This window comes from Ligilactobacillus equi DSM 15833 = JCM 10991, assembly GCF_001435735.1.
Lineage (GTDB): Bacteria > Bacillota > Bacilli > Lactobacillales > Lactobacillaceae > Ligilactobacillus > Ligilactobacillus equi.
This window is the reverse complement of sequence record NZ_AZFH01000010.1, coordinates 55,254-78,736: the sequence shown is the minus strand read 5'-3', so window position 1 is coordinate 78,736 and position 23,483 is coordinate 55,254. Positions and strand designations below refer to the sequence as shown.

Below are 23,483 nucleotides of genomic sequence, written 5' to 3'. Positions count from 1 at the left end.
AAGATGGAAAATAAGGAAAAAATATTAATTTTCGTTTTAGCGCTTACCTTAGTCGGTTTCTTTGGTTATTCGCTTAATACGTATAATAAAGCTCGAAATAACAATATTGTTTATTCTAAAAATTTAGAATCATTGAAAAAGCAAAAGAAATCTTTGGATAGCGAAAAAAGAAAGGTTAAATATATTGATTCGACCTATGAAGTAGTTGAGAAAAAAGCTAACGAAGTAGTTGAACAAGAAAAACGCTTTACTGAATTGACATCTAAAATAGGGGTTGGCAAACTTAAGGGCAACAAAGATTATCAAGATATTCAACTTAAACTTGGTTCTTTACTAAAATCAACTGATGAAAATGATCAATATAATCCAATTGCGATGCCTTGGAACAGACGTACTGATTGGGAAGGTAGTTATAAAATTGGCAAACTTACTGGCTCTAATTATCAGGTAATATTTATTTTTTCTAAGGATGGTACGCCAATGCGCTTTGTATCTTGTAAGTACTCGGTAATATCTCATCAATTCCATGCCTTTAAGCTCTACAATACAGGAGCAGGGCAAAGTGCAAATGGATACTATGAGAAATACGATAAGGATGGCAAGATAATTTCAAATCCAGACTATAGTAAGAAAAACTAATACTACCAATTATTAAAAACTAATTTTCTTTTTGAATGATTGGCTAATGAGGAAAAGGCGTTAATAGCGCCTTTTTTTCTTTGCATTTTTAATATTTCTTTACGTCTTTACGTTGTTATGTACACTAAAATGTGCCCTTACCTATACTTTTTTTGAAAAAGTAGATATGTTATTTTTAACCTCTATTTTTCGATTTAAGCGTCTAAATGTCGTTTTGGCATAATTGCCTATGCATTAATTTAGAATGGTACAGTGGCTAAAATATGGTACTCTATGGAGATATTATAGCTTGGACTATGATTAAGTTAAACTAAGTGGTCGATACGTTATCTTTGTGTGATGTTTTTTGCATATTGAATAGCACGTTCTTAAATGCCTCTATTTTTCGTTTAGACGTATAATAAACGTTTTTGGTCTAATTATACGTTGTTGAGGCTAGGATGCGTTAAAAGTAAAAATGAGTGGGTTTTTGAGTGCTGTATCTAGTATGGCTATCTTAGGGTTGATTGTTGCCGAATGGATCTGTGGTTGATTAAAGCATCCCGATTGATTAGTTGATTTATTTAGCTCTTGCTCGTAGTTCAAGTATTTAGCGATTAAGCGTTCAGTTGTTTAGGTACCTAGCTAACAGCAGCCTAGCTTTGTAGTATTTCCTAATTAGAACAGAACAGGATGCTAGAGCAAAGAAAAGATGTTCAAGAATTAAGTAGCTCGAGTTAAACGTTGGTTGTCTTTTTGCTTAATTAGAGGATTAGTTAAATCGTAATGGGGATGCTAAATTATATGGATCTGTATCTAAGTGCGAAGCACTAAAAATGGATTACCTAAATTTAGAAGTAATTCTTGAATTATTATATATCCTAATTTTTTTTGGTTGTCCCTTTATATAAATATATTATTTAATATTTATATATATTTAATATTTATATTTTGTAGCGGGAAAAATCCTATAATACCGGGATTTTCGGGCTCCATTTATACACTAAAATGTGCCCATATGTATACTAAAATGTGCCGAACTATATACTAAAATGTGCCCATATGTATACTAAAATGTGCTCATTTATACACTAAAATGTGTCCTCATTTTTTGAAATTATACTTTTTTCGATAAAGTATACACGTTTCGTTATATTTGTACACTAAAATGTGCTCATCTCTATACTTTTTTTAAAAAGTTATTTATTTACATTTTCTTGAAAAGTATATATGTTTTATGGTAAGATTATAACAAGAAAAAATAGGTATTTAGGAGTGATTTTTTGGAAAAGCAAGCCCTTAATAAACAGAAAATTGTTCAAAAAAATGCGTTGATAATGAGTATTGCAAGATTAAAAGGTCAGCCGCTTAAATTGTTTGAATTGGCAGTAGGAAATGTTGACCCACAGAAAAATGAAAAACAAGTTGTTTTGGACTTTAATGAAGTTTGCAAGTTGTTCAATATAAAAAATAACAAGGTCATAAGATTTAGAAATATCATGCGTGACTTAATGAGCTCCTCTCAATTTGTTTTTCCAAGGCGTATTGATGCGGAGACAGGAAAAAAGTTGCCTGAAGTTATTATTTCTCCAATCGAGAAGGCGACTTACGGTGATGCAGGTTACGACAAATTAGTTATTACGTTTACAGATTCAATCATGCCTTATATTACCGACTTGAAGAGAGAATTTACTCAATATAGTTTGACTGATATTTCGCAACTGGAAAAGAAATATAGCATTATCTTATACAAAATAATCATGGTCTTTTATAATCAATATGAAAATTATAGTAAAAAAGGAATTTCCAATGTTGATTTAGACAAGTATAAGAATCCGACAATTTCTTTATCTGATTTGAGAGAACTAACAGATACTAAGAATAAGTACACTAAGAACTCTGCGGTCTGGCTTCAAAAAGTAGTTAAATCAGCTACTGATGAGATAAACGAAAAAACGGACTTTACAATTACGTATGACAAGATAAAAAGTGGTCGGCACATTGCAGCATTGAAGTTTAAAGTTGATAGGACAGAATTGTTATTGACGGATAGTAGTACAGCTAATATCAATGATTTAAGTCTTGATGAAAAGATTATGTTCGTAAGTAGATGCCAAAAAGAATATTTATTATTGAAGTCTGTTGATTTTATCACACCTATCTTCATGTCTCAACGTGAAAAAATTGCAAGCCTCTATGAACTTATGGTGGCTTATAAAGAGTTTGAAAAACGTTATCCTTTCTCTGAACTTGAAAAGCATGTTAAATACGTTAAAAGTAAGACGACAACTGAAATTGAGGATAGCTTAATTGGTAGTTATTTATTATCTTGCCTTGAAAACTATGTTGATAAGTTGGTGGGACAAGATAATAATGAACAATCTGCTTTAACAGAAAAAGAGGAACAAGAACCTGTAGCCATTGATGAGGAATTAGTAAATAAAGTTATTTCCAGTAAGTACATGGATTTGTTGATAGAAAATGAAATCGTTACGTTGCTAGATTATAGTGATGCCAGATACATGATGTCCTTTGACACATTATTTAGAGCATACGCTAAATTTGAACATGATTTTGGCTTTGCAGAACTTAAACGTCATATCGGATATATTGCAACTAAGGTTGGTAACATTGATAAAAAAGGCATGGCTTCTTACTTGCTAAATTCAGTGAATAACCGAGAAAAAAGCTTACAAGAAAACTCCAATACTAGAAAAATAGTCCAAAAGGAATCACTTCCGAATTGGGCTCGTGATGGCTATGAACCATCAAAGCTTTCACAGGATAAAAAAAATTATCTGTTAGTTAAAGAAAAAGTACTTAGAGCTAAGATGAAAATATCAAGCGAGAAAGAACAAAAAGAACTGGAAGAATTAATCAAAAAATATCCCGAACTTGTGGCAAAAGTTGAACAGGATCTTAACTAATGGTAACCATCCCCATAGTTCCATAGTTTAGCCATAGTTTTAATTTTCTAATGGTTGCGTCCTATGGCTGTTGCATGATTAATTACATGGTTGGTCGGTTATAATTTTTGCAAAATGGTGTCCATAGCATAATTAAAAAGCTTACTGAATTAGTAAGCTTTTTTTCGTGTAATGCTATTTTCTAAGAGTAGTGGCTCCGTTAGCATAATTGATAATAATGTTTCCTTGTACGTTAGGAACATAAACGTTGAATTGTAATGCCATATCTGATGATTTAGCTTCAAGTTGAATGCCAGTAGGGACTTGGTTATTTCCCTCGTATACTGGTGTAACACGATAGCGCACAGTACGGTTTTGGTCTTGTGCTTGTCGAACAAGTCCTTCGTAATAGTTTTGACCGGTGTTATCTTTTGATCCTGCTTGATTTGCCCAAGACGTTTCAGTAACAATGTTTTGTTGGTTGGATTCACTAGCGTCAAAACCACTGATATTACCTACAATAGCGTAACCAAGGAGATGTCCTCGGTTATAAGCGTATTTATACGTTCCTCGTAAGTTACTCCGTTGTTGGTAACCAGGAGGGGCCCAATTAGTAGCTCCGTTATTTGTTTGTTCTCTGTTGCGGTATTGACGACTAGTTTTGTTAACTAGGGCATTGGCTACACTAGCCCTACCAAGAGAGTCAACTGTGTTTTGTGCGTATGGTGCTGATGATACGTTTGCATCTAAATCAGTTTGGTTGTTATTGATGATAAAAGCTCCATGGCCGTTGTATCTAAAGTTATCTTTGCCATACTTTTTTTGAATGCTATCTGGAAAACCTTCAAAAGCAATTTGGCTAGTAGGGTAGTTGCTGTAAGAGGCAATGTATTTAGCGTTAGGATGTTTAGCTTTCTCAAAAAGAGAGATGTTTCCTTGTGTCTTAGTAGCTTGTCCAAAGGAGCTTGAGGCAAAGTGTCCTCCTCCTAAAAGGGTAACCAATAAAATAGCTAAGATGATTGGTAATCGGAATCTTTGTTGCTTATTCATGAAAAAAGTCCTTTCGTTGAGTATTGGTTATCGAATATGATTAAGATCCTAGATAAAATAGATATGCAGCTAACATACCGATGTTTTTAATAGTTCCTGAAGATACGAGCTCATTGACTTGTGCTAGATGAAGCCATTTTTGATTTGGAATTTCATCTTGTTTGAGGCTTTTATCAACTCTAATTTTATAGACGTGAATAAGATAATCAACGTTTCCATCCTGTTCTTGAATAACCCCTATTTCTGTGTTATCTAAAATTTTGTCTTTAGGAATTGTTTTCCAAATTTTCCTTAGCAGGTCGCGTTTATATCCATTTTTAATATTTTGAATTGTGATGTTGAAGAAATTGTTGTCGCTGTCTAACATGATATAGCCAATATCTGTTTCGACAATACCGATAGCTTTTCTAATTTTGTTCTTTGATTGAGGTGATTTATTTTTTTCTTTGGTGTTTGTCCCCATATAAATGCAGTCCTTTCTTATTTCTTAGAAATCAACGTATAAGGTTAATTTTTGGTATGTTGAGGCTAGTTCCTCGAGTTTGTAGTTTCCTGTTCCAAATACTTTAGGTAGAATTTTACGATAAGCTTTTTTATTGACTTTTTGTTTTAGTGTGGTGAAAACGTCAATTTTTAATTGGTCTTTGACGATTTTTAACTCAATATGTTCAAATCCCATATTCAAATGTTCTTTGAAGAACTTTTGAAATAAGGGATGAAGTCGTTCAAGGTTGATATAGTCTAACCAATAGGTGAGTAAAGAAGCAATATCAGCACTAAATTCATCGTTGACCCGATGAGGTACGGAACAAGCAATTGCGTTAGTGGAAATATAGTCTAAATAATAAATTTTATTGTCATTGTCAATCGTGCATACATAAACACCATATGGCATAAAACCGGACTTTTTGTCATTAGACGATTTCCGAATTAGTTGCGTTAGTTCTTTCCTGGTTTCTGGTGTATTACCAAAAGCATTAAGTAATTCAATACCTGTTAAAGTCAGTAAATGATAGTTGTCTGTTTCTTGATGTCTCAGGACGGGATTTTTGGCAACTAAAAAATCGTCTAAGTCATCACAGTATTCAAAACGGATTTGTTCTGATAGGTCTTTAAAAGTTGTAGTAAGCATAAGTCAAAAGGTTCTCCTTTCTGAGAATATATTATGGAATGTAGATTTCATCAAAAATGGATAATGTTAAAACAACACGTTGCTTTCTCTTATTAACATAAGCTTGACTAAGTCCATCACCTTTATATAAGTTTTGTGAAATTTTCCAATAATATTTTCTGAGATTTTTCTTGTTTTTTAAGTGTGTACTAACAGAAAAGGTTAGTTGATTTTTATTGGCAATATAGGAAATATTGATGTCTAAATCATTAATTCCAAAGATATTATCCCAATAATTTTTAATTGCATTGTCAAATTCTTGTTTCTTCTCTTCTTTAACCCAGTCAATAAAATAATTCTTCATCTTCATATTAACCTCATCTTGCTCGTCACGAGGATATGCTAAACAAACTCCTAGTGGAGAAAGTGGAGCAATGTAAGTTATCTCATCGTCAATTTCACTTATTCTAAGCAATAAGCCTTGATGTGGCTTAATTCCGAGTGGATGTTCTTTTTTCAACATGCGATCAAGTTTGAATCTTTTAATAATTGAAATGTAATCAATTAATTCATTGCTAGTTATAGATAACCAATGATAAGCATTTGTATCATAAGCGGAAAAGCTTTTATCTTTCTGCATTAGATACTCATCAAGGTTATCGCAAAAGATTTTATAAAGATTGTTAACTAGGTCTGTTTTAGACTCTCTCACATCTTGACCTCCTTTCATAAATAAAAAAGTGCTGCTATGGACTATTCCAAGCAGCATTTTTTTCTAATTTAGAAAAATGAAGATAGTTGAACTGTCATCTTGAACTGCAAGTATTTGCCATCACGAGTTCGGGTCATATCTTTGTTAATTGCTCTGATACTCTTTTTGTAATTCCAATCACCATACGCAAAATTAGGCGCTAATAGTTTAACAATTTTTTGGGCATAGACTCTTGGAATTGGAGTAGTGTTTTGAATATTAGCAAATAGCCCAGTTGTATCTTCGTAAAGATTAATTGTGAAAAGCTCTTGGTTATTAGAAAAATCAATCCGATCAATTGCGTATTGAGAGATTGTTTGGCATAAGAGAACTTTTACGTTATTAGCTAATTGTTCATGGTTGATGAAGTGGTGTTGAGTTTCAAACTTAACTAAAGATAGCGGCTCAATTGTTAGGAAAGTGCTTTGACCGTCTGTATCTTGTTTCACTAAATATAGCTTATTGTTTTCAAATTGGAAAGATGCAGTCTTAACGACTCTAGCACCTCCAAGCATATATCTATTACATTGTTTCCCAGTTGCAATGTGATATAGTTCTTGTTTTTTTTGTTCCGATGGAATAAAAGGTGCGCCAATTCGACTAGTGAAATTTTCTAAATAATCACCAAAATCAGGTAATTTTGTAACGGTAATCATTTTATTTTTCTTCGTATTTTTTTTAGCCATAAATAAAAAATGTCTCCTTTGTTTTTTTATTTATAACAAGGTTCATCGTTTTTGAAAACCTTGATATAAAGCTTTTTTTATTGAAAATCTTCAGAGAAATTTCCTTGATTTTATTGTATCACAACTTATATTGTTTTTCATTCGTATTTTTTACGAAAACTTTAGATGTTTATATATTTAAAATATATATCAAAATTCTTCGTAAAATATGCTATTATGAAATTGAAACTATGGAAGGGGTGCTGTCGAGTGAAGTTACTGATTTTATGTGAAAAGAATTCGGCTAGACAGACGTTTGAAAAAGCGTTAAATGGTCGTTCAGGTGTACATAGTATCGTTACTCCTAATGATGAATATTATTTAACCAACGCTAGTGGACACCTGTTAGAATTAGCTGACCCAGAAGATCAAGTAAGTGAAGATAAGAAAGATTATTACAAAACTTGGGATTTACAAAACATCCCTTGGGATTATACAGATTTTACTTGGAAAAAGATTCCAATTAGAAGCAATAACCGTAGTACTGAACTTTTAAATAAAATCAAGCAGGATGCTAGAGATAAAGACGGTATTGTAATTGCTACTGATAACGATCCTTCGGGTGAAGGTGATGTTTTAGGTTGGGAAATTCTAGAGTATATTAACTGGACTAAGAAAGTTTATCGTATTAAGTTTGAAGATTCTGAAAAGTCAATTTTACATGGTTTAGAACATCCTAAAGAAATTGTTAATCGAAACACTGATGGTGCTTACCTTAAAGGTTTATCTCGCCAACGTTTTGATTACTTATCAATGCAATATAGTCGTGTTGCCAAAATCAAAAGTAAAGAAATGGGATATGACTATGGTACGCCTAAAGCGGGACGATTAAAGTCTTTAATTCTTGGGATTGTTGGTAGACAATGGGCTGCGATTAACGGCTATGTTAAAAAACCGTTCTATGAAGCTCGTTATAAGGATAATAGCAATCATGAATATGCCCGTAAGTTTGAAGAAGGAGATACTTTTAGGCATACAGGAAAAGTTCATGCAGAACAAGAAGTACAAAATCTTAGTGATGATGTTCCTAAAGTATTGGAGTCAAAACGTAAAACTGCTCGCCCACCTTTGTTACTTGATTTATCTGGTATGGCTTCTTTAGTACAAAAAAAGGGTTATGGGACAGATACGATTGAAAAAGTTTATCAGAACATGTACCAAGACGGCTATGTTTCCTATCCAAGAACGGCTGATAAAAAATTCTCACAGGTACAGTTTGATGAACTTTTACCACTAGCTGACGAGATTGCAACGGTTGTTGGTGTTTCAACTGCGTTATTGACTCATAAAGAATTACGTTCAACGCACAAAGTAGAGGCGTGTGAACACGGGCCAAACCGCCCGGGGCAAAAAGTTCCTTCTAGCTTAAAAGAATTAGAAACTAAGTATGGGAAAGTTGGGGTTGAAATCTACACCACGTTAGCAAAATCTTTCTTAGCTATTTTGTGTGAAGATTATGTCTATGATGTGAGAATTGCTACTTTGGAAAATCACCCTGAATATATTTCTAAGTTCAATATGCCTGTTGAGTTAAATTTCAGAAAATTCCTAAATCCTTTGAGCGAAGAACAATTATATCCTCGAGATTTTGGGACAACAGCTTCTAGTTTTGTGTTCTCGGGAAGTAATAAGAAACCATCCAAACCAAATTCAACCTTTATCTTTAAATACTTGATAAAAAACGATGTCGGTACAGGGGCAACTCGGTTATCAACACTTAATGATTTAGTAAGAGATAAGAGACCGGATGGTAGGCCTCTTCAACCTATGTTGTTGGTTTCAAAAGGTGTTTACTCATTAACTCCATTGGGCCAAGTTGAATATGCTTTGTTGAGTGGTTGTTTCCTATCAAATCCAAAAGCAACTCGTGTTTTACAAGATGCAATGGCTGAAGTTGAAACTAATCCTAGTGAAGAGAAGTTAAACAAAATCTATGACATTTTTAGCGAAATGTTCTCCAACGACTTTGTAACAATGCAGAAGAATTCTCAGAATTTAAAAGATGTGTTAGGTGATGTGAAACCTGAGGCGTTAGTGTCCTCTTCAAAGGATTCGAATACTCGTCAAATTATGTATGAAGGACGCTCAGGTTACTATAAAGTTACTTACAGCCAAAAAGGTCGGTTTAGTCATAAATTTACCAAGTCTGAAATTAATGCACTGGAACAAGGTAAAAAGATTATGTTTGATGTGTCACGTAAAACGACTACGGGTAAATCGTACAAGCAAACCATTACTGGCAAGTTAGCTTGGCAAAAGTTCACTAATAAGCAAGGCGAAGTCATTGAGTATCTTGGCTTTAAAGCTGATGACTCAAACCGCAAAGCTAAAGATGGTAAGTTTTATCCACGAGTATTTAGAGGACATGAAATTACTGATGCAGATGCAGAAATTCTTGAAAATGGTAGGAACCTTACGATACCAGTAATCACTTTAAACAATGGTGAACAAAACAGTAATGCGGTTGTAAAACTGGTAGACGGTTCTGGAAAGTATAAAAAAATAGAAATTGTTGAATGGGGAAAGAGAATTTAATTTATGCGTGTAATCAAAATTTTTAATCAAAATTTATTTGCTTTTGTAGTCATGTATGTCAAATTATTTATTTTAGTCATGATTTGTGCTGCAATTTGTATTTTCACAACGGCGTGAGAAGGTGATTTAGATGATTGATTTATTAACTGATGTGGTAGAAAATACCGCTTTATTGATTGTGGATGTTTTAAATGATTTAGATTATTCAGAATCTGAAATTACTCAAATGTGAAGACGAAAAGAGGCTTTTTATGTCAACAATTCATGTCGGTGGTGTGGTTTTATTTGGAAAAAAATGTAAAACCCTAGAAGAAGCTTGTCGAGTTGCTTTTACAGGTGATGAGATTGTTCTGCACAAGAATGTATCGCCACAACAGGCAGCTATGGTTCCAAGTGGCGTAATTATTAGGGGGAATAATCATACCATCACAACCCCAAGAAAAAAATATGCCATGATTATTGAAAGTGGCAAGGTTGAACTTGAAGATATTAAGTTTCAAGTTTCAAAACAATCGGGAGCTATCAAGGCTTCTGACACTAGTTTAACAATGTCAAATGTTTCAATACAGTACATGTGGCGCGTAGGAACGAGAGAAAAATTTTCGACGCTGTGGATTGATGAGTTTACTGAAGATGGGAAGTCTATCAAACAAGGAACGACTGTAAACATTGAAAATTGCAATTTTCAAACAGGCATACATGTAGCGGCGGAACAAGTTAAGATTTCCAACAGTTTTTTTGGAAATTTGACTTCACCAACAGCCGGTATTCGAGCTATTCAAATTATTAGTCATGACAACAGATATACCAATGCTTTGTTGAATGGGGAAAGAATCCTAAAGAGTGATGATGATACCTCAGAAGGCAATGTTTCTATTTTCGGAAATGTTGATGTCAATAATTTAACAGCTAAGTTCAATTTGGCAGAAATGAATTCTAAGCAATTGAAGAAATACGATGAAGTTCGGAATAACGATACGGCACTTAGTTCAGGGACAGCTTTGTTAAGAATCCAAGGTGCTACGGGGAGTATTAAGAACTTACGCTTATTAAAACTTAGTCCAGAAACCAAGGAGCTTATGAATTCCTTAGTAGACAAAGACTTTAATATGCTAGAAATCATGGGAGACAAAACAAGCATTAGTATTGTTGAGTCACAATTACCTGAAGGTCAAGCAATTTTCCATTCAGGGAATTTAATCTTAGAAAATACCGAAGACCATTTAAGTTGGCGGTATAACCCTAAGAAAACTACGGTGGCAAACCGTAATTCGACAAGTAACTTATTCAATAGCAATGAGCAGAAACAAGAAACCGAAACGGCTTTAGAAAAAATGGACAAGTTAATTGGTCAAGATGGGGTTAAGAAACGCCTAAGAGAAATCATTAATGCTGCTAAGATGAATAACATTCGGAAGATTAATGCGCAACGTAACGGTCAAGAATACAAGCAACCAAAAGGTTTTTCCAATCACATGGTCTTTTCTGGACCGGCTGGTACTGGTAAAACAACTTTTGCTCGTTTAGTAGCGCAAGCCTTATATGAAGGTGGTGTGCTCAAAGAAAATAAGTTTATTGAAACAGGGGCAGAAGACTTTGTGGCTGAATTTGTGGGTCAAACTCGACCAAAGGCACGTGAAACCATTCAAAAAGCGCTTGACGGGGTGCTGTTCATTGATGAAGCGTATGGGTTGGATGAAACTGGTCAAAACTCTTCCTTTAACCATGAAGCCGTTGATACCTTGATTAAGGAAATGGAAAACAATCGTGATCGCTTAATCGTTATTATGGCGGGTTACACGACTGATATGCGTAACTTCTTTGCTCATGGGAACGAAGGTTTACAATCTCGATTTAATACATGGGTTGAATTTGATACTTATTCAACGGAAGAGTTAAACGAAATCATGGAACTTCAAATGGCAAACAGTCATGTCCTATACGATGAAAACACACGCAAGGCATTAAGACAAGGCGTAAAAGCCTTAAGTCAGGAAGCCAATGGTAATGGTCGTTCAAATGGTAACGGTCGTTTTGTTCGTAACTATGTCCAAAAGGTCTTAGAAAGTCGTGATTCCCGTTTGGCTACTAATGTCGATCAAATTCAAAATATGGGCCCAGACGAACAACAAACGGTACTAAATACCGTAATCGTACCTGATGTACAAGCAGCATACGATAGCTTGCATAAACAATACCAATTATTCCAAGGAGGAAACTAACGAATGGAAAAAGTAAATTATGCGTTAAATTTAAAAAATCGCCGTTCACTTGAATTAGTTAAACGATTCGGTTTACATCGTAAAAAAGAGCGCTTGACTGTTTATAATTACATTCACTCTGTTACTTACATGCCTGCAGAGTTCTCGCCAGTAGCTAGTTTTAGTGACGAAGACTATGAAAATGGTGGTTTAACCCGTCCGCGTTTAGTTCTTAATACTTCAGTATCTGGTTTTGCGAAAGATAACCAACAGTACAACCTAGTCGATTTAGACGGTCAAACAACTAAGTACGATGATAAATTAGATCATTTTGTTTATGAATTAAACGATAGAGAAATTGTTCAGTTAGTTAGTTCTGGTTTATATCGTGGTGATTACCAAAGCTTTTTGAATGGCTTGAATGCAACTTTAAAAGGCAAAGAATTTGCTATTGATAATGGAGCGTCATACTACACCGGTAAAGTGAATGATATTCCAGTCTTAGCTTATGAAAGTCAAGATAAAGAATGGAAGGACATTCATTTAGACGATTCTTCAGTAATTAACTTTAGCTTAGAAAAAGAATTGCTAGAATTATCAGCTAAGCGTAATGCTGAATTAATGCTTGCTAGTCAACGTGAAGAAGTCAAGAAGGTTTCTATGCTTGATGAACTTGATTTGGGTGCGTTAGATGAAAAACAAGAAAGCAAGGATGCTATTGAGTTAGATACTGGCAACGAGGAATTAGAAACACTAGAAGATAAGCCGGTAGATAAGAGCTTTGAAGAACTATCTGAAGAAGTAGAAAAATCTGAAAGTGAAATCTTAGGTTCTGTTGAGGAAACAAATATTTCTGAAGAACACTCTGAATCAGAAAAACAATCAGAAACAAGTTTAAGTAGTGAAAGTGAAGAAGAACGTAAGAATTTAGATGCAATTAGTAGTATGGAACAACAACAGCCACAGTCATTACCTTCTTTTGAAATTGACTATGAGACTGGTGAGATCAAGTATGCAGAAGACAGCCAATCTAAGAACAAAGCAACAAGTCAATCTGAGTCTACAAGTTTTTCACAGTCTAAAGCTGAAAGTAAATCTCTGGAAGAAGAAAGCTTAAGCTTAGCGTCAACAACATCGCAAGCTACTTCGTTATCAACAATTGATTTAGGGTCATTAGAACATGCTTCTGATGCAATTGATACATCTCAAATTCTAAATGAGGAAGTTAGAACTTTGGGTATTGATGAATTTGACGATGATGAAGAAGATTTTGAACTATAATTCTTAGGAAATGTGTATTTTAGGGGAACAACTGAAAGGAGGTGATTATATGTCACTTTTTGGTTCATTATTTAGCTCATTTTTTGGCTCTATTTGGAGCTTAGTAATTATCGTTGCTGTAATTGCCTTAGTTCTCTGGTTAAAGGGGAAACAAGGTTAGTAAGAAAAAATTAGATTTGAATAACGCATATTCTTTCATATCAAAAAATATTAACACGACTTAACTCTTAACTCGAGAGAATATTGTGTTGTTCTTATCTGTTTGCAAGATACTTCTCAAATAATAATTCAATTGGTAAGGCATGATTTATTGGTAAATAACAGTGATGTTTTAGGTTCGATTCCTGACGTGCCTCTTTCAATAACAAAAAAGATTGGGGGTGTTTTTTTGAAGCGAAATATTGTTTTGCGGAATATGTATAGAAAACATGCAAATCTAAAAAAATATATTGAACAATACTCAAGTCGTGAAAGTGCAACACAAGCAATTTATCCGACCTATGATGAACTGGGTAATGCTCAACTAGATAAGAAAGATTATAAGTATTTGGATGGCTTAGCGTTTGATAATAGCTCTTTGTCTTTATCACGCTCTGATATGAGGAATAAAGCTTCAGATATGCAGGCATGGCTTGATAAGAGCGAAGATAATAAATCTATGTTAATGGTTATTTCTTTTGATTCTGATTATTTGCTAAAACATAATTTAATTAGGTCAAAGCCTCAAAAAAGAGGCGATTTGTTCGAAAATGTCGATGAGTTACGTTTAAGGTACTCACTAAAAAAGGCTTTAAACGCGTACCAAGATACCTTTGATGAGAAAACTGATTGGCTAGGTTGTCTTCAATTTGACACCTTGCATGCTCATGCACACGTTGTTTTTAATGGTAATCCTACAGGAATGTTAAATGATAAGGGTAAAGATGTTATCAGAACAACATTTGAGCAAAGTTTAAATCTAACAAAGGATTATGCGCCTAACTTTAACAGAAGAAGAGATTTTTTGTTAGAAAAAGAAAACCAAGCGGAAAAAGAAACGATTGCTAATGTAAAAGATGCGGTTGGTCTTCAGAGGTATATAAAAGGCGATATAACTATGGACGACTATGTTAAAGATGTTTGCCTTAATCATGGTTTATCAATGTCTAAAGAAACTCTTAATCTAGCTAAACAACGTATTAATCAAAACTTGTCCCACCATGAAGAAGTTCCTAAAAGAAGTCGTTTGAATAAACTGTTAGACATCCCAAGACAACTAAATCAACGTGCTAGAGAACACTTAAATCGAGCTTACGATTTATGGCGGGCAGATGATTACTATGATAAACAAGTTCAAGAAGGCATTAAAGATCCTAGCTTGAAGCCAAAAGCTGAGAGTAAGGTAATGCAAGACTTTTATCAAAGTGAGCTAATGTATGAGGTAAAAGCTGCGGAAAAGTACCGCCAGTTTTTACCGTTTAGGCCGGTCAAAGATAAAACAGATGACCTTCTAATTCAGCGTAATAGAGTATTAAAGAGTGCTATGGAAAATGGTGATCTTCAGAATGAAACTAATAATTTACCTTTACCGTTAGCGCTGAAACTTGGTGGAGGTACACCTGTTCCACCCGATAAAAAACTGTCTAAGCAAGAGATTGAAAAACTTAGGAAGGAAAAAGAGTTTGATGACTCCTATTTAGACAATCAACGATTAAAAGCTAAAGTTTCACCTAGTACTCAATATGAGCTTATCAAGTATCAACGGATGATGAAGAAAAGGGCTAAAAAAGGCTTTTTACAAAGGTTATTATCAGCAGCAGATGTTGAAGATAGCTTAACAGTAGTAGGCGAAAAAGGCTTCATAAAATACCCTGTTATTCGGGAAAAACATGAGATTGATAAAGAAATTGACTATCTTGAATTAGGCAAAACACCTAAAAATTTGGGAAAATATCAAAATATTTCGAAAAGAAGGATTATTGCTTTTGATAGGGCGAAAGCATACTTAAAAAAGACTTTTCAAAATTCTGCGTTAGTACAACGTTTTGAAAAACGACTTGAACAAGTTCGAGAAAGTTTAAAAGAGAAGTTTAATTTTAAAGACTATCAACAACAAAATGAAAGTGTCAATGAAAAGCGTGAAACTTTAACTGATCGTTTTAATCAGTATAATAACCAGTCGTCCAATGCGTCATTGTCAAATAGTTCAGAAAATACTATTGGCTTTGATGCAGCTAAAGTTATTTCGGAAGAACATAGAAACGTTATAGAACGAGGTGCAAAAGAAAATGCCAGCGAATTTGAATTATAGTGTCGATCAATTATTGGATGATACAGAACATGTTTTACAAGGGTATTCGACTTATTATAATGCGATTGTAGTGGCGTATCAGTCGAATGATGATATGAGAAAACAAGGTAATTTAATAATGCCTATTAATGCGGTAGACTATCAAACAATCTTTTCGAATATCAAAAAGATGCGGAGTGTTATTAGTAAAGAAAGGCATGAATTAGCTACCATGAAGGTAGAACTTGAAAATAAAATTGCGGAATATGAGGAGGAAAGAGATAAAAATAGAAGAATTTCGGATATTGAAAAACAGATGAAGATTGATCGTGTTGGCTTTTCTAAAGATCTTGCTGATTTTATTCTTACTTCAATTGGTGGAGAGATTCCAAATGAGAATGACAATGAGGATTTGAAGAAATTACAAACTACTCAAATTACTAATACCCCTCAAAACGAAGATGATTCACCATTATCTATGTTAGATAAGTCTGAAAAACAAGGTAGTGAGTTAACGCAAACTAGTCATGAATCACTTTTATCCGAAAAGGATGATGAAACATCAACAAGTGAGTTAAATGAAGTCGATAGCGCTAATTCTGATGCCAATATCGACAATTCAATTAATGATAACATTTCGTCTGATGATTCTGGAACAAAGTCAGATAACGATGAAGTAGAAAAAGAGAAAGCTTTCAAAGACGACTTTACAAAAGAAACTGAAGAAGAGAAACAATCATCAGAAAGTGAGAGCTTGTCAAAGTCTATAAGCCTATCAGAAGGCGAAAGTCTTGCAGAACAAGTAGCAACATCACAGATGAAAGTGGCTAACGCAAATAAACGTAGCTTATCAGAAAGTTCATCAAATAGTGTAGAGCAATCAGAAAGTATTGCTCAATCATTAAGCGAATCTGAAAGTATTTCAAAGGTGGAGAGTCTATCAGAAGAGACACAAAATTCTTTAAGTTTAAGTGTTTCTAAATCATTAAGTACATCAGAGTCATTGTTTAAGTCACAATCAGAATCACTATCGTTGTCAAAAAGTGAATCTGTTTCATTGAGTGAAGCAGAAGCATTAGAAAGTGTAGTAGAAACGTCAGAGGAAACAGCACAAAATGATAGACGTACTTTAGACTTTGACCCTAACGACAATGGGCTGATACAGGATTACGATGATTTAGATGATGTTGATGATGATGAATATTTTTAATGAGAAAGGTGGCTTTTAAAAGAATATGCAACCAGTAGAAAAGTTTGAAAAATATCCTGTATTAAAAAAGTATTTGACACCTTTGGAAGATTTGCCACGACCATTAGAAGGGCGTGACGCACAATTAAAAGACTTTATTTACAGTATTCACAATCCTTTAATGAACAATCCATGTTTGATAGGGAACGCTGGTACAGGTAAAACAGCCTTGGTACAAGGTGCTAAAAAATATTTGGAACCTCATGGCTATTTTATCTATGAATTAAACATTGTTGATATGCAAAATGATAGTCGTCCTCTTGATTCGTTAATGCGGGATGTAATGCTTAATTTAAAGGAAATTGCGAAAGAGGATTTCGCCAATGATGTTAAAAATGTGATTTTTATTGATGAAATGCACATCCTTTTTAAAATCGGTGAAGGTGCTGCAGCTCAAGCTATGAAGAAGGACTTAGCTGCTTCTGCTGAATTAGGTTTAATCTTTGCGTTTGCAACAACTAATGAAGAATACCAACAGTATGTCGCTCAAGATGAGGCGTTTGATACTCGTATGAACTTCATTCGTTTACCTGAACTCTCAACTAAGGTTACTGTGAATATTTTGAATAACATGGTTAATTCCAACCGTAGGTTATTGCCGAGTGGAACTCAAATGGAACGTAATATCTTGTATAAAATTGTTACTTATACAGACCGTTATGTGCAACAAAACAGTCAACCACGTAAGTCTATGAAAATTTTAGACTCGATGTTAGGACGTGTTCGTGGGGGGTATATCTTCCACGAGAAGTATAACTTAGATACCGAAAACTTAGCTGAAATCATGCGTTCAAAAGTTGGTGTTAATATTCGTTGGAACTTGGATATTCCAAAGCTAAAGGAAATAATGAATGCACGTGTTTTAGAACAGTTTTTGGCTACTGAAGCCGTTACAAGGCGGTTATATCTTTCTAAATTGCACCTGAATAATGCTAATAGACCACAAGGGTCATTCTTATTTACTGGGCCTACTGGTACTGGTAAGACAGAATTAGCTAAGGCTTTAACAGAGGCTTTGTTTGGAAATGAAAATCACATGATCCGTTTTGATATGTCAGAATATTCAGAACCTTCTACCGTAACAAAGCTTAGGGAACGATTGGCTCAAGCAGTTTGGGAAACACCACACAACGTTATCTTGATTGATGAAATTGAAAAAGCAGCACCCGAATGTTCACGTTTATTCTTACAAATTCTAGATGATGCCCGCTTATCTGATAGACATGATCGTGTTGTTTCGTTTAAAGACTCGTACATCATTATGACTACTAACGTGGCTCAAGAAGTCTACAAAGGTTTAGGTGAAAATATTGGGGTTACCAAAAAGGTTAATGAAAGAGAAATGGCTAAAAAGTTATCTGACTATACTAAATTAATTCAGACCTCTTTAGAAGGGGATTCGGCTTTTCCAACTGAACTTATTAATCGTCTTGATGTGATTGTACCGTTTGCCCCATTAACCGCTCAAGTGCGTGAAGGTATTGCTAAGAAACAATTGGCAGAATTGAGACAAGAAGTCTTTGATAAGACTGAAGTTGTGGTTAGTTTTGACTCTAAAGTTTTGGAATATCTTGTATATGAAAATTCTGGGAATGATACAAACCGTAGTAACGGGCGTTCTATTAAGCGTCAGATTGATGCAGAAATAGCTAGTGAAATTGCTATTTTCATAGACAACAATCCTACAACTAAGCGTGTGGCTGTGGGTGTTAAGGGACGATTAGTATACAACGATACTACTCATGCTATTTCAACGGCAGAAATCGAAGTTGGTCCTCTAAGAGAGACTGCCATGTTCTAGCAAAAAAATAATAAGAGAGATTTTATCGTGAAAAAAGATGTGTTGTATTTGACTTTAGGATACTTATGTTTTAGTGCTTTTATGGTGTTAGCTTACATTTTTAAACCTGATGTTATGACTTTCGAAAACATGAAATCAACATTAGGTTATGTAGGTTTTGCAATAATGCTAATTGTATTTTTAAGCCATTAATCACTAGGTAGTAACTAAATTATGAGTAGGTGGTTTAAATGGAACTTTTAAAAAAATTGCGAAAGAGAAAAAGAGAATTGCGCTTTGATAAGATTGTGGTCAAATATGTAAGATTTGATGTTGCTAAGAAGAAACCGTATCTAACTGAAGAATATACGTTAGATTCGCATTATGATATCAAATCTGTTGATTTTAAATAAGTCAACAGAACCCGTCATTGAAATAACGGGCTTGTAGTGAAAACTACTAGCTCCGTTGTTTTAATGACGACCGGTTGATTAGCTTAAGTATTAAGTTACTACGTTACCGCTGAAATTAGGTACTTTGGAACGCCACCCTAATTCCAAACACTACGCTTATGCTTCTAAACAGAGCTGCGGTTCACGGCTCAGTGGGTATAAGAATTAAAACCAGCGGATAACATTGGCGCAGGGTACACACGTATCACCCTTCGGGGATGATACGACTTACAACCTATTAAAGAAAGGAGTGGGCCAAGATGCCACAGAAAAAAGTTGAATATATTTATGTAGTAGACTCCAAAGGCGAGCCAGTCATGCCCACTTCAAGACTAGGCATGGTTCGTCGGTGGTTAAAGTCGGGGCAAGCAATTTGGTACGGAAATAGTCGTAAGACTATCCAGTTTGTGCGCCCGATTACTACTAATACACAAGAGCTAACCTTAGGTGTTGATGCAGGTTTCCACTTAGGTTTATCAGTCGTTAGTGTTGATAACCAGCGTGAATATTATGCTTCTGAAAGTGTTCGTGATTCGAAACGCGAAAAAGAAAAGCTTGAACATCGCAGAGATTTACGCCGAGGAAGAAGAAATCGCTTGCGTCATCGCAAAAAGCGCTTTAAGAATCGGAAACGTCAAAAGAAATCTTTAGCACCATCGGTTCAACACCTACTAGACTTTACTATTAGGGAAATTAAACGATTATATGAATTCTTGCCGATTAGTAAGTTAGTCGTGGAGGTTGCTCCTTTTGATAATCAAAAGTTGGCTAACCCTAACATTAAACCATGGGAATACACCCAAGGTAGAATGCATGGCTTTAAGAGTGTGAAAGACTACTTATTAGCTCGCGACGGTTATCGTGATGCTTTAGACGGTAAGGTTTACCCTGCTAGTCAATTACGGGTCCATCATTTGGTACAACGCAAGGACGGTGGGACAAACCAACCAGATAATTTGGTGCTTTTATCAGATGTCAATCATAATCAAGCCAATCACGTTGACGGTACTTTAGCTAAATTAGCAGCTGAGCGTCAAACTGACCTTAATACGAACTACCGTGGTGCTTATTTCATGAGTGTTTTAGCCAAGCGCTTACCTACTTATTTTGCAAATTACATTCAAACGCAAGGCTATATCACCGCTAATCTAAGAACCCTATACGGCATAGAAAAATCACACCGCAATGATGCCTTTATCATTGCCGGAGGTACAGACACTTGTTTGCGTACTAGTAATATTTACTCACGTACGAAAGTGGCAAACAACAATCGTGTTCTCCAAAAATTTTATGATGCCCGCTATATTGACAGCCGTGATGGCAAGATAAAGCCTGGCAAAAAATTGAGCTCTGGTCGCACAAAGCGTTCCCGAGAACTCGACTATAAGAATCAAAGAATCTACCGTCAGGAAAAAGTCACTAAAGGACGGGTTTCAATCAGGCGTAATCATTATCAATTAAGACCCCATGATATTGTTTTAAACACAAAGACTAATCGAATTGAAACCGTGAGAAGTGTTGTTAATAGAGGTAAATCCGTAGTTTTTCAAACTGGGAAGTCTACGAAACCTACCAATGTTAGGTGTTTACATCATATTAACGGATTAAGAGAAGAAAAAATGTAGGAATTATATTCCACGAAAAAGGAATTTTTTTAACAAGGGGGCGCTTTCCTCTCGGTAATAAATTACCGAGTTTCCTCGCGCGCTTCCGCGACAAAAATTTAAGTGATAAAAAGTGAGAGATGTTTTTATGGAAACTAATTTTAAAGATAAGAAGTTTATTGCGAAAGTTGCAGCAGGTGTAGTGGTTATTTGTGCTATTGGTTTTGGTGGTTATAAGTATTACCAACATCAAACTGTGCCTGCATATCGGATGCCGGGTCGCGCATACCAAGTAAAGTACAACAAGGAAAACAGTCAACTTAACTCCCTAGCTAAAGGAGACGACTCTTTCTACGTAGTACTTGATAAGAATAGCGATCGTCTATTAGTTTCTGATTCTAAGAAAGATGTAAAAAAAGCTACTACTAGTGAGCAGTCATTTGATAGGCAATATAAGAAAGTAACTATCGGTGGTAAGATTACTTACAAATTTGATGGTGATGACTTAGGTGTTTCGTTAACTACTAATAAAAACGGTAATACTTATTCCGTGAAAGACTTTATCAAGTTTCAAGACATTAAATTTAAAGGTGATAATGTAAAAACTAAGTTATCAATTAGTTTTTTAGGTATGGAAGCAAAAGAAAAGAATATTTCGGTTAAAGAAATCAAGTAGAAATATAAGAAAGTAGGGATATTATGGTAGTTTCAAAATATGATATTGAATATCGTGAATTGAAAAGTAAGTATGGTTCAAAAGCTATTCGCAAAATTAAGCTTTTAGACAAGGGGTTAAAGAACTTCGGATATGATAAAAGTTTAATGGATATGAATAAAGAAGAAGTAGCTCAAGTTATTTCGGATATTAATGAATATCGTAAGTTTTATTTGGAACATAAATAAAGCAAAAAAAGATTAAGACGAGACTAAAAATATATTAGTAGGAAAGGGGTAAGTTATGGATAACAAAGAAAACGAGTCACAAGTAACGGAAACCATAAAAAACCGAAGAGCCTATATTTTATCACCAACAAACTTACTTTTTAGAACTTTAGATAGGGATGTTGACTTTTCGGATGTTAAGGTCATTGACTTTAAAAAGAAAATTACTTTAAGAGTTGTTATTACTGCTATGGTAGCAACAATTATTGGTATTTTCCTACTCTTTAGAACCCCTATAGGTAAGGGTGGCGTTTGGACTATTGCATTCATTTTCTCTTATGCGTGGGCCATTTATATTACCAGTTTTAGAACACCAACTGGTGATTTTAAGTATTCATATATACCAGTAATCCCAAGATATTTTAATAAGCACGCAAGAAATATTTCAACTCGTTCAGTTGCAAGTTTATATAGTTTGGAAAAACTGTTTAATTTAGAAGATCAAGATTTTTCTGATGGTTATTTACACTTTAAAGATGGTGAAATAGGAGAATTAGTTGAAGTTACTGGTATGGCAAGTAGACTAATGTTCTTAGAAGACCAAGATGTGGTTATTAATGATGTTATTTCTTTCTATCGTGCAATTAATGACCAATGTACTATTATCTTTGATACGGTTTCATCTCCACAACGTGTTGCGAGCCAAGTAGCTTATACGGATGAACAATTAGCAAATTTAAACCCTATTTTTAAAGATGGTCCTTTAGAAGATTTATTGAAAAGACAACGAAATGTTTTAACAGATTTCGTTGGTAAGCGATTCGAAACTATTAGGCAATATATGATTATTAAATCTAGAAGTGAAGAAGAACTATATAGAATTGAGGATATCTTGAATAATCAGATTATGAATACTGCATTTTTAAAAACTGGTCGTATTGTTGATGAACCAGAAGAAATCAAAGAGTACTTCAAGAACTTCTACGGAATGGACTTAGTAAACGAAGATTAGAGGAAAAACAATGGAAAAAGATACTCGTGAATACAAGATTGTCTACAAGGATTATGACGAATATTTTGAACAAAAAGTAGAAAAATTGTACAGGTTATTAGGTGATGATGTCAGAGATGATGTCAAAGAGTTACTTGATGAACAAACACGTTACATGCATCATTTGATGTACAAGAGCATTGAGCAACAGGTCCGAATAGACAACTTATTAGAGGTCAATCAAAAGCTTCATGATTGCTTAAAAGAGAAAAATGAAGAAAGCGAGAAATTTGCTAATAAGTATGATGAATTAGAAAAAGATAATAAGAATTTTCACAAGGAAATTCATAGTTTTATCAACAAGTATCTGAATGATATTGATAATGATGATTATTTTGAATTGTAATTATTATTTTAAATCGAATTTTGAAACCAATTAGAAAATGAAACTTAAAACAAATTTTGAATTTTGAAATTGTTTTTATTGATGGAAGGAGGTTTTTTAAATGGCTTACAAAGAAGAATTGGAGCGGGTAAAACAAAATCATAAAAAGCAACTGTTATCAGAACAAATGGAAGTGCGTGAAAAATATGTGAATGCAGGGATGAATATTAATCACGCTTTTGCTCAAATAGGGGTCACCTATAACGATAAAGATATTGCGGATCTTAACAAGAAAGAAGCTTTTGCTTTTGCTAGACGAGTAAAAAGCTTGCAAAGCAATGCAGATGAAGTTGAAGTGATTAAACCGTTTATTCGTCTACTTGCTACGAGAGAACAATGGACGAGACAAGAATTGTTTGATGCTGTAGAAAAATACTATCCTATCAATACGAATCAATTTAAAAAGATGCTAGGCAAGCATAAAGTTAATTTTGAAGGTCAGGAAATGAGCTACAAGGTTAGTTATGGTACGCATATTTTTTCAAAGGCAGAATTGGAAAGTTTGGATTCAGGGAAGACCATTAGCTTTTCAACGATGAGTAAGAATGGCGTCCGTTATAAGGTGAAAGGCAAATTAGCAATTCAAACTTATAAAGGGAACACTTATTTAGGTTTCAAGCCAAATAATTAAGA

At 34.3% G+C, this 23,483-nt stretch carries 20 protein-coding genes; 15 read left to right on the top strand and 5 right to left on the bottom strand.

Translation table 11 applies throughout. From position 1 onward, the window contains the following. The first annotated feature begins 3 nt into the window (after positions 1-3). Both FC36_RS01850 and FC36_RS01845 read left to right on the top strand, forming a co-directional pair. Entirely contained in the window at positions 4-639 is a 636-nt protein-coding gene (locus FC36_RS01850) for a hypothetical protein (protein WP_025021466.1), read from the top strand. Between the two features lie 1,262 nt (positions 640-1,901). Beyond that, positions 1,902-3,545, top strand: a complete 1,644-nt coding sequence (locus FC36_RS01845) for a replication initiation protein (protein WP_025020330.1) — start codon at positions 1,902-1,904, stop codon at positions 3,543-3,545. 174 nt (positions 3,546-3,719) lie between these two features. Here the strand turns inward: FC36_RS01845 and FC36_RS01840 are convergent, their stop codons facing one another. The 5 genes from FC36_RS01840 to FC36_RS01820 all read right to left on the bottom strand — a co-directional run bounded on the left by FC36_RS01840 (position 3,720) and on the right by FC36_RS01820 (position 7,122). Continuing rightward, positions 3,720-4,574 (bottom strand): DNA/RNA non-specific endonuclease, encoded by an 855-nt coding sequence (locus FC36_RS01840; protein WP_023859297.1) that lies wholly within the window; start codon positions 4,572-4,574, stop codon positions 3,720-3,722. A gap of 40 nt (positions 4,575-4,614) precedes the next feature. Next, positions 4,615-5,037, bottom strand: a complete 423-nt coding sequence (locus tag FC36_RS01835; RefSeq protein ID WP_025020331.1) for a hypothetical protein — start codon at positions 5,035-5,037, stop codon at positions 4,615-4,617. A 24-nt stretch (positions 5,038-5,061) separates the two neighbouring features. Beyond that, on the bottom strand, positions 5,062-5,706 hold the full coding sequence (locus FC36_RS01830; RefSeq protein WP_023859295.1) for a hypothetical protein: 645 nt from the start codon (positions 5,704-5,706) through the stop codon (positions 5,062-5,064). Between the two features lie 31 nt (positions 5,707-5,737). Beyond that, entirely contained in the window at positions 5,738-6,397 is a 660-nt protein-coding gene (locus FC36_RS01825; RefSeq protein WP_025020332.1) for a hypothetical protein, read from the bottom strand. A 68-nt stretch (positions 6,398-6,465) separates the two neighbouring features. Beyond that, a complete protein-coding gene (locus tag FC36_RS01820) occupies positions 6,466-7,122 on the bottom strand; it encodes a hypothetical protein (RefSeq protein WP_023859293.1) in 657 nt (218 codons plus the stop codon). A 249-nt stretch (positions 7,123-7,371) separates the two neighbouring features. Between FC36_RS01820 and FC36_RS01815 the strand changes: the two genes are divergently transcribed. The 13 genes from FC36_RS01815 (at position 7,372) to FC36_RS01760 (ending at position 23,481) form a co-directional block, all read left to right on the top strand. After that, a complete protein-coding gene (locus FC36_RS01815) occupies positions 7,372-9,696 on the top strand; it encodes a DNA topoisomerase (RefSeq protein WP_025020333.1) in 2,325 nt (774 codons plus the stop codon). Positions 9,697-9,947: 251 nt separating this feature from the next. After that, positions 9,948-11,918, top strand: a complete 1,971-nt coding sequence (locus FC36_RS01810) for an AAA family ATPase (RefSeq protein WP_023859291.1) — start codon at positions 9,948-9,950, stop codon at positions 11,916-11,918. Positions 11,919-11,921: 3 nt separating this feature from the next. After that, positions 11,922-13,178, top strand: a complete 1,257-nt coding sequence (locus FC36_RS01805; protein WP_025020334.1) for a hypothetical protein — start codon at positions 11,922-11,924, stop codon at positions 13,176-13,178. 310 nt (positions 13,179-13,488) lie between these two features. Then, positions 13,489-15,468, top strand: a complete 1,980-nt coding sequence (locus FC36_RS01800) for a hypothetical protein (protein WP_056986675.1) — start codon at positions 13,489-13,491, stop codon at positions 15,466-15,468. After that, entirely contained in the window at positions 15,446-16,657 is a 1,212-nt protein-coding gene (locus FC36_RS01795) for a hypothetical protein (protein ID WP_025020337.1), read from the top strand. The genes FC36_RS01800 and FC36_RS01795 overlap by 23 nt, the downstream gene beginning before the upstream one ends. Before the next feature lie 25 nt (positions 16,658-16,682). Continuing rightward, entirely contained in the window at positions 16,683-18,497 is a 1,815-nt protein-coding gene (locus tag FC36_RS01790) for an AAA family ATPase (RefSeq protein ID WP_023859286.1), read from the top strand. Positions 18,498-18,727: 230 nt separating this feature from the next. Then, positions 18,728-18,889: a hypothetical protein gene (locus FC36_RS11805; protein WP_023859284.1), complete on the top strand. Its 162-nt coding sequence runs from the start codon at positions 18,728-18,730 to the stop codon at positions 18,887-18,889. Positions 18,890-19,188: 299 nt separating this feature from the next. Then, positions 19,189-20,553 (top strand): RNA-guided endonuclease IscB, encoded by a 1,365-nt coding sequence (iscB, locus tag FC36_RS01785; protein WP_025020338.1) that lies wholly within the window; start codon positions 19,189-19,191, stop codon positions 20,551-20,553. A gap of 127 nt (positions 20,554-20,680) precedes the next feature. Next, a complete protein-coding gene (locus FC36_RS01780) occupies positions 20,681-21,208 on the top strand; it encodes a hypothetical protein (RefSeq protein WP_023859282.1) in 528 nt (175 codons plus the stop codon). A 23-nt stretch (positions 21,209-21,231) separates the two neighbouring features. Beyond that, a complete protein-coding gene (locus tag FC36_RS01775) occupies positions 21,232-21,435 on the top strand; it encodes a hypothetical protein (protein WP_023859281.1) in 204 nt (67 codons plus the stop codon). Between the two features lie 55 nt (positions 21,436-21,490). Next, positions 21,491-22,426 (top strand): hypothetical protein, encoded by a 936-nt coding sequence (locus FC36_RS01770; protein ID WP_025020339.1) that lies wholly within the window; start codon positions 21,491-21,493, stop codon positions 22,424-22,426. Between the two features lie 10 nt (positions 22,427-22,436). Continuing rightward, positions 22,437-22,811: a hypothetical protein gene (locus FC36_RS01765; protein ID WP_023859279.1), complete on the top strand. Its 375-nt coding sequence runs from the start codon at positions 22,437-22,439 to the stop codon at positions 22,809-22,811. A 100-nt stretch (positions 22,812-22,911) separates the two neighbouring features. Continuing rightward, complete coding sequence (locus FC36_RS01760) at positions 22,912-23,481, top strand: hypothetical protein (RefSeq protein ID WP_023859278.1); 570 nt, start codon at positions 22,912-22,914, stop codon at positions 23,479-23,481. The last annotated feature ends 2 nt before the right edge of the window (positions 23,482-23,483 follow it).

Coding starts and splice junctions, on each gene's coding strand:
- FC36_RS01850 (WP_025021466.1), top strand. CDS start 4: ATGGAAAATAAGGAAAAAATATTAATTTTCGTTTTAGCGCTTACCTTA.
- FC36_RS01840 (WP_023859297.1), bottom strand. CDS start 4,574: ATGAATAAGCAACAAAGATTCCGATTACCAATCATCTTAGCTATTTTA.
- FC36_RS01835 (WP_025020331.1), bottom strand. CDS start 5,037: ATGGGGACAAACACCAAAGAAAAAAATAAATCACCTCAATCAAAGAAC.
- FC36_RS01830 (WP_023859295.1), bottom strand. CDS start 5,706: ATGCTTACTACAACTTTTAAAGACCTATCAGAACAAATCCGTTTTGAA.
- FC36_RS01820 (WP_023859293.1), bottom strand. CDS start 7,122: ATGGCTAAAAAAAATACGAAGAAAAATAAAATGATTACCGTTACAAAA.
- FC36_RS01810 (WP_023859291.1), top strand. CDS start 9,948: ATGTCAACAATTCATGTCGGTGGTGTGGTTTTATTTGGAAAAAAATGT.
- FC36_RS01805 (WP_025020334.1), top strand. CDS start 11,922: ATGGAAAAAGTAAATTATGCGTTAAATTTAAAAAATCGCCGTTCACTT.
- FC36_RS01795 (WP_025020337.1), top strand. CDS start 15,446: ATGCCAGCGAATTTGAATTATAGTGTCGATCAATTATTGGATGATACA.
- FC36_RS01790 (WP_023859286.1), top strand. CDS start 16,683: ATGCAACCAGTAGAAAAGTTTGAAAAATATCCTGTATTAAAAAAGTAT.
- FC36_RS11805 (WP_023859284.1), top strand. CDS start 18,728: ATGGAACTTTTAAAAAAATTGCGAAAGAGAAAAAGAGAATTGCGCTTT.
- iscB (WP_025020338.1), top strand. CDS start 19,189: ATGCCACAGAAAAAAGTTGAATATATTTATGTAGTAGACTCCAAAGGC.
- FC36_RS01780 (WP_023859282.1), top strand. CDS start 20,681: ATGGAAACTAATTTTAAAGATAAGAAGTTTATTGCGAAAGTTGCAGCA.
- FC36_RS01775 (WP_023859281.1), top strand. CDS start 21,232: ATGGTAGTTTCAAAATATGATATTGAATATCGTGAATTGAAAAGTAAG.
- FC36_RS01770 (WP_025020339.1), top strand. CDS start 21,491: ATGGATAACAAAGAAAACGAGTCACAAGTAACGGAAACCATAAAAAAC.
- FC36_RS01765 (WP_023859279.1), top strand. CDS start 22,437: ATGGAAAAAGATACTCGTGAATACAAGATTGTCTACAAGGATTATGAC.
- FC36_RS01760 (WP_023859278.1), top strand. CDS start 22,912: ATGGCTTACAAAGAAGAATTGGAGCGGGTAAAACAAAATCATAAAAAG.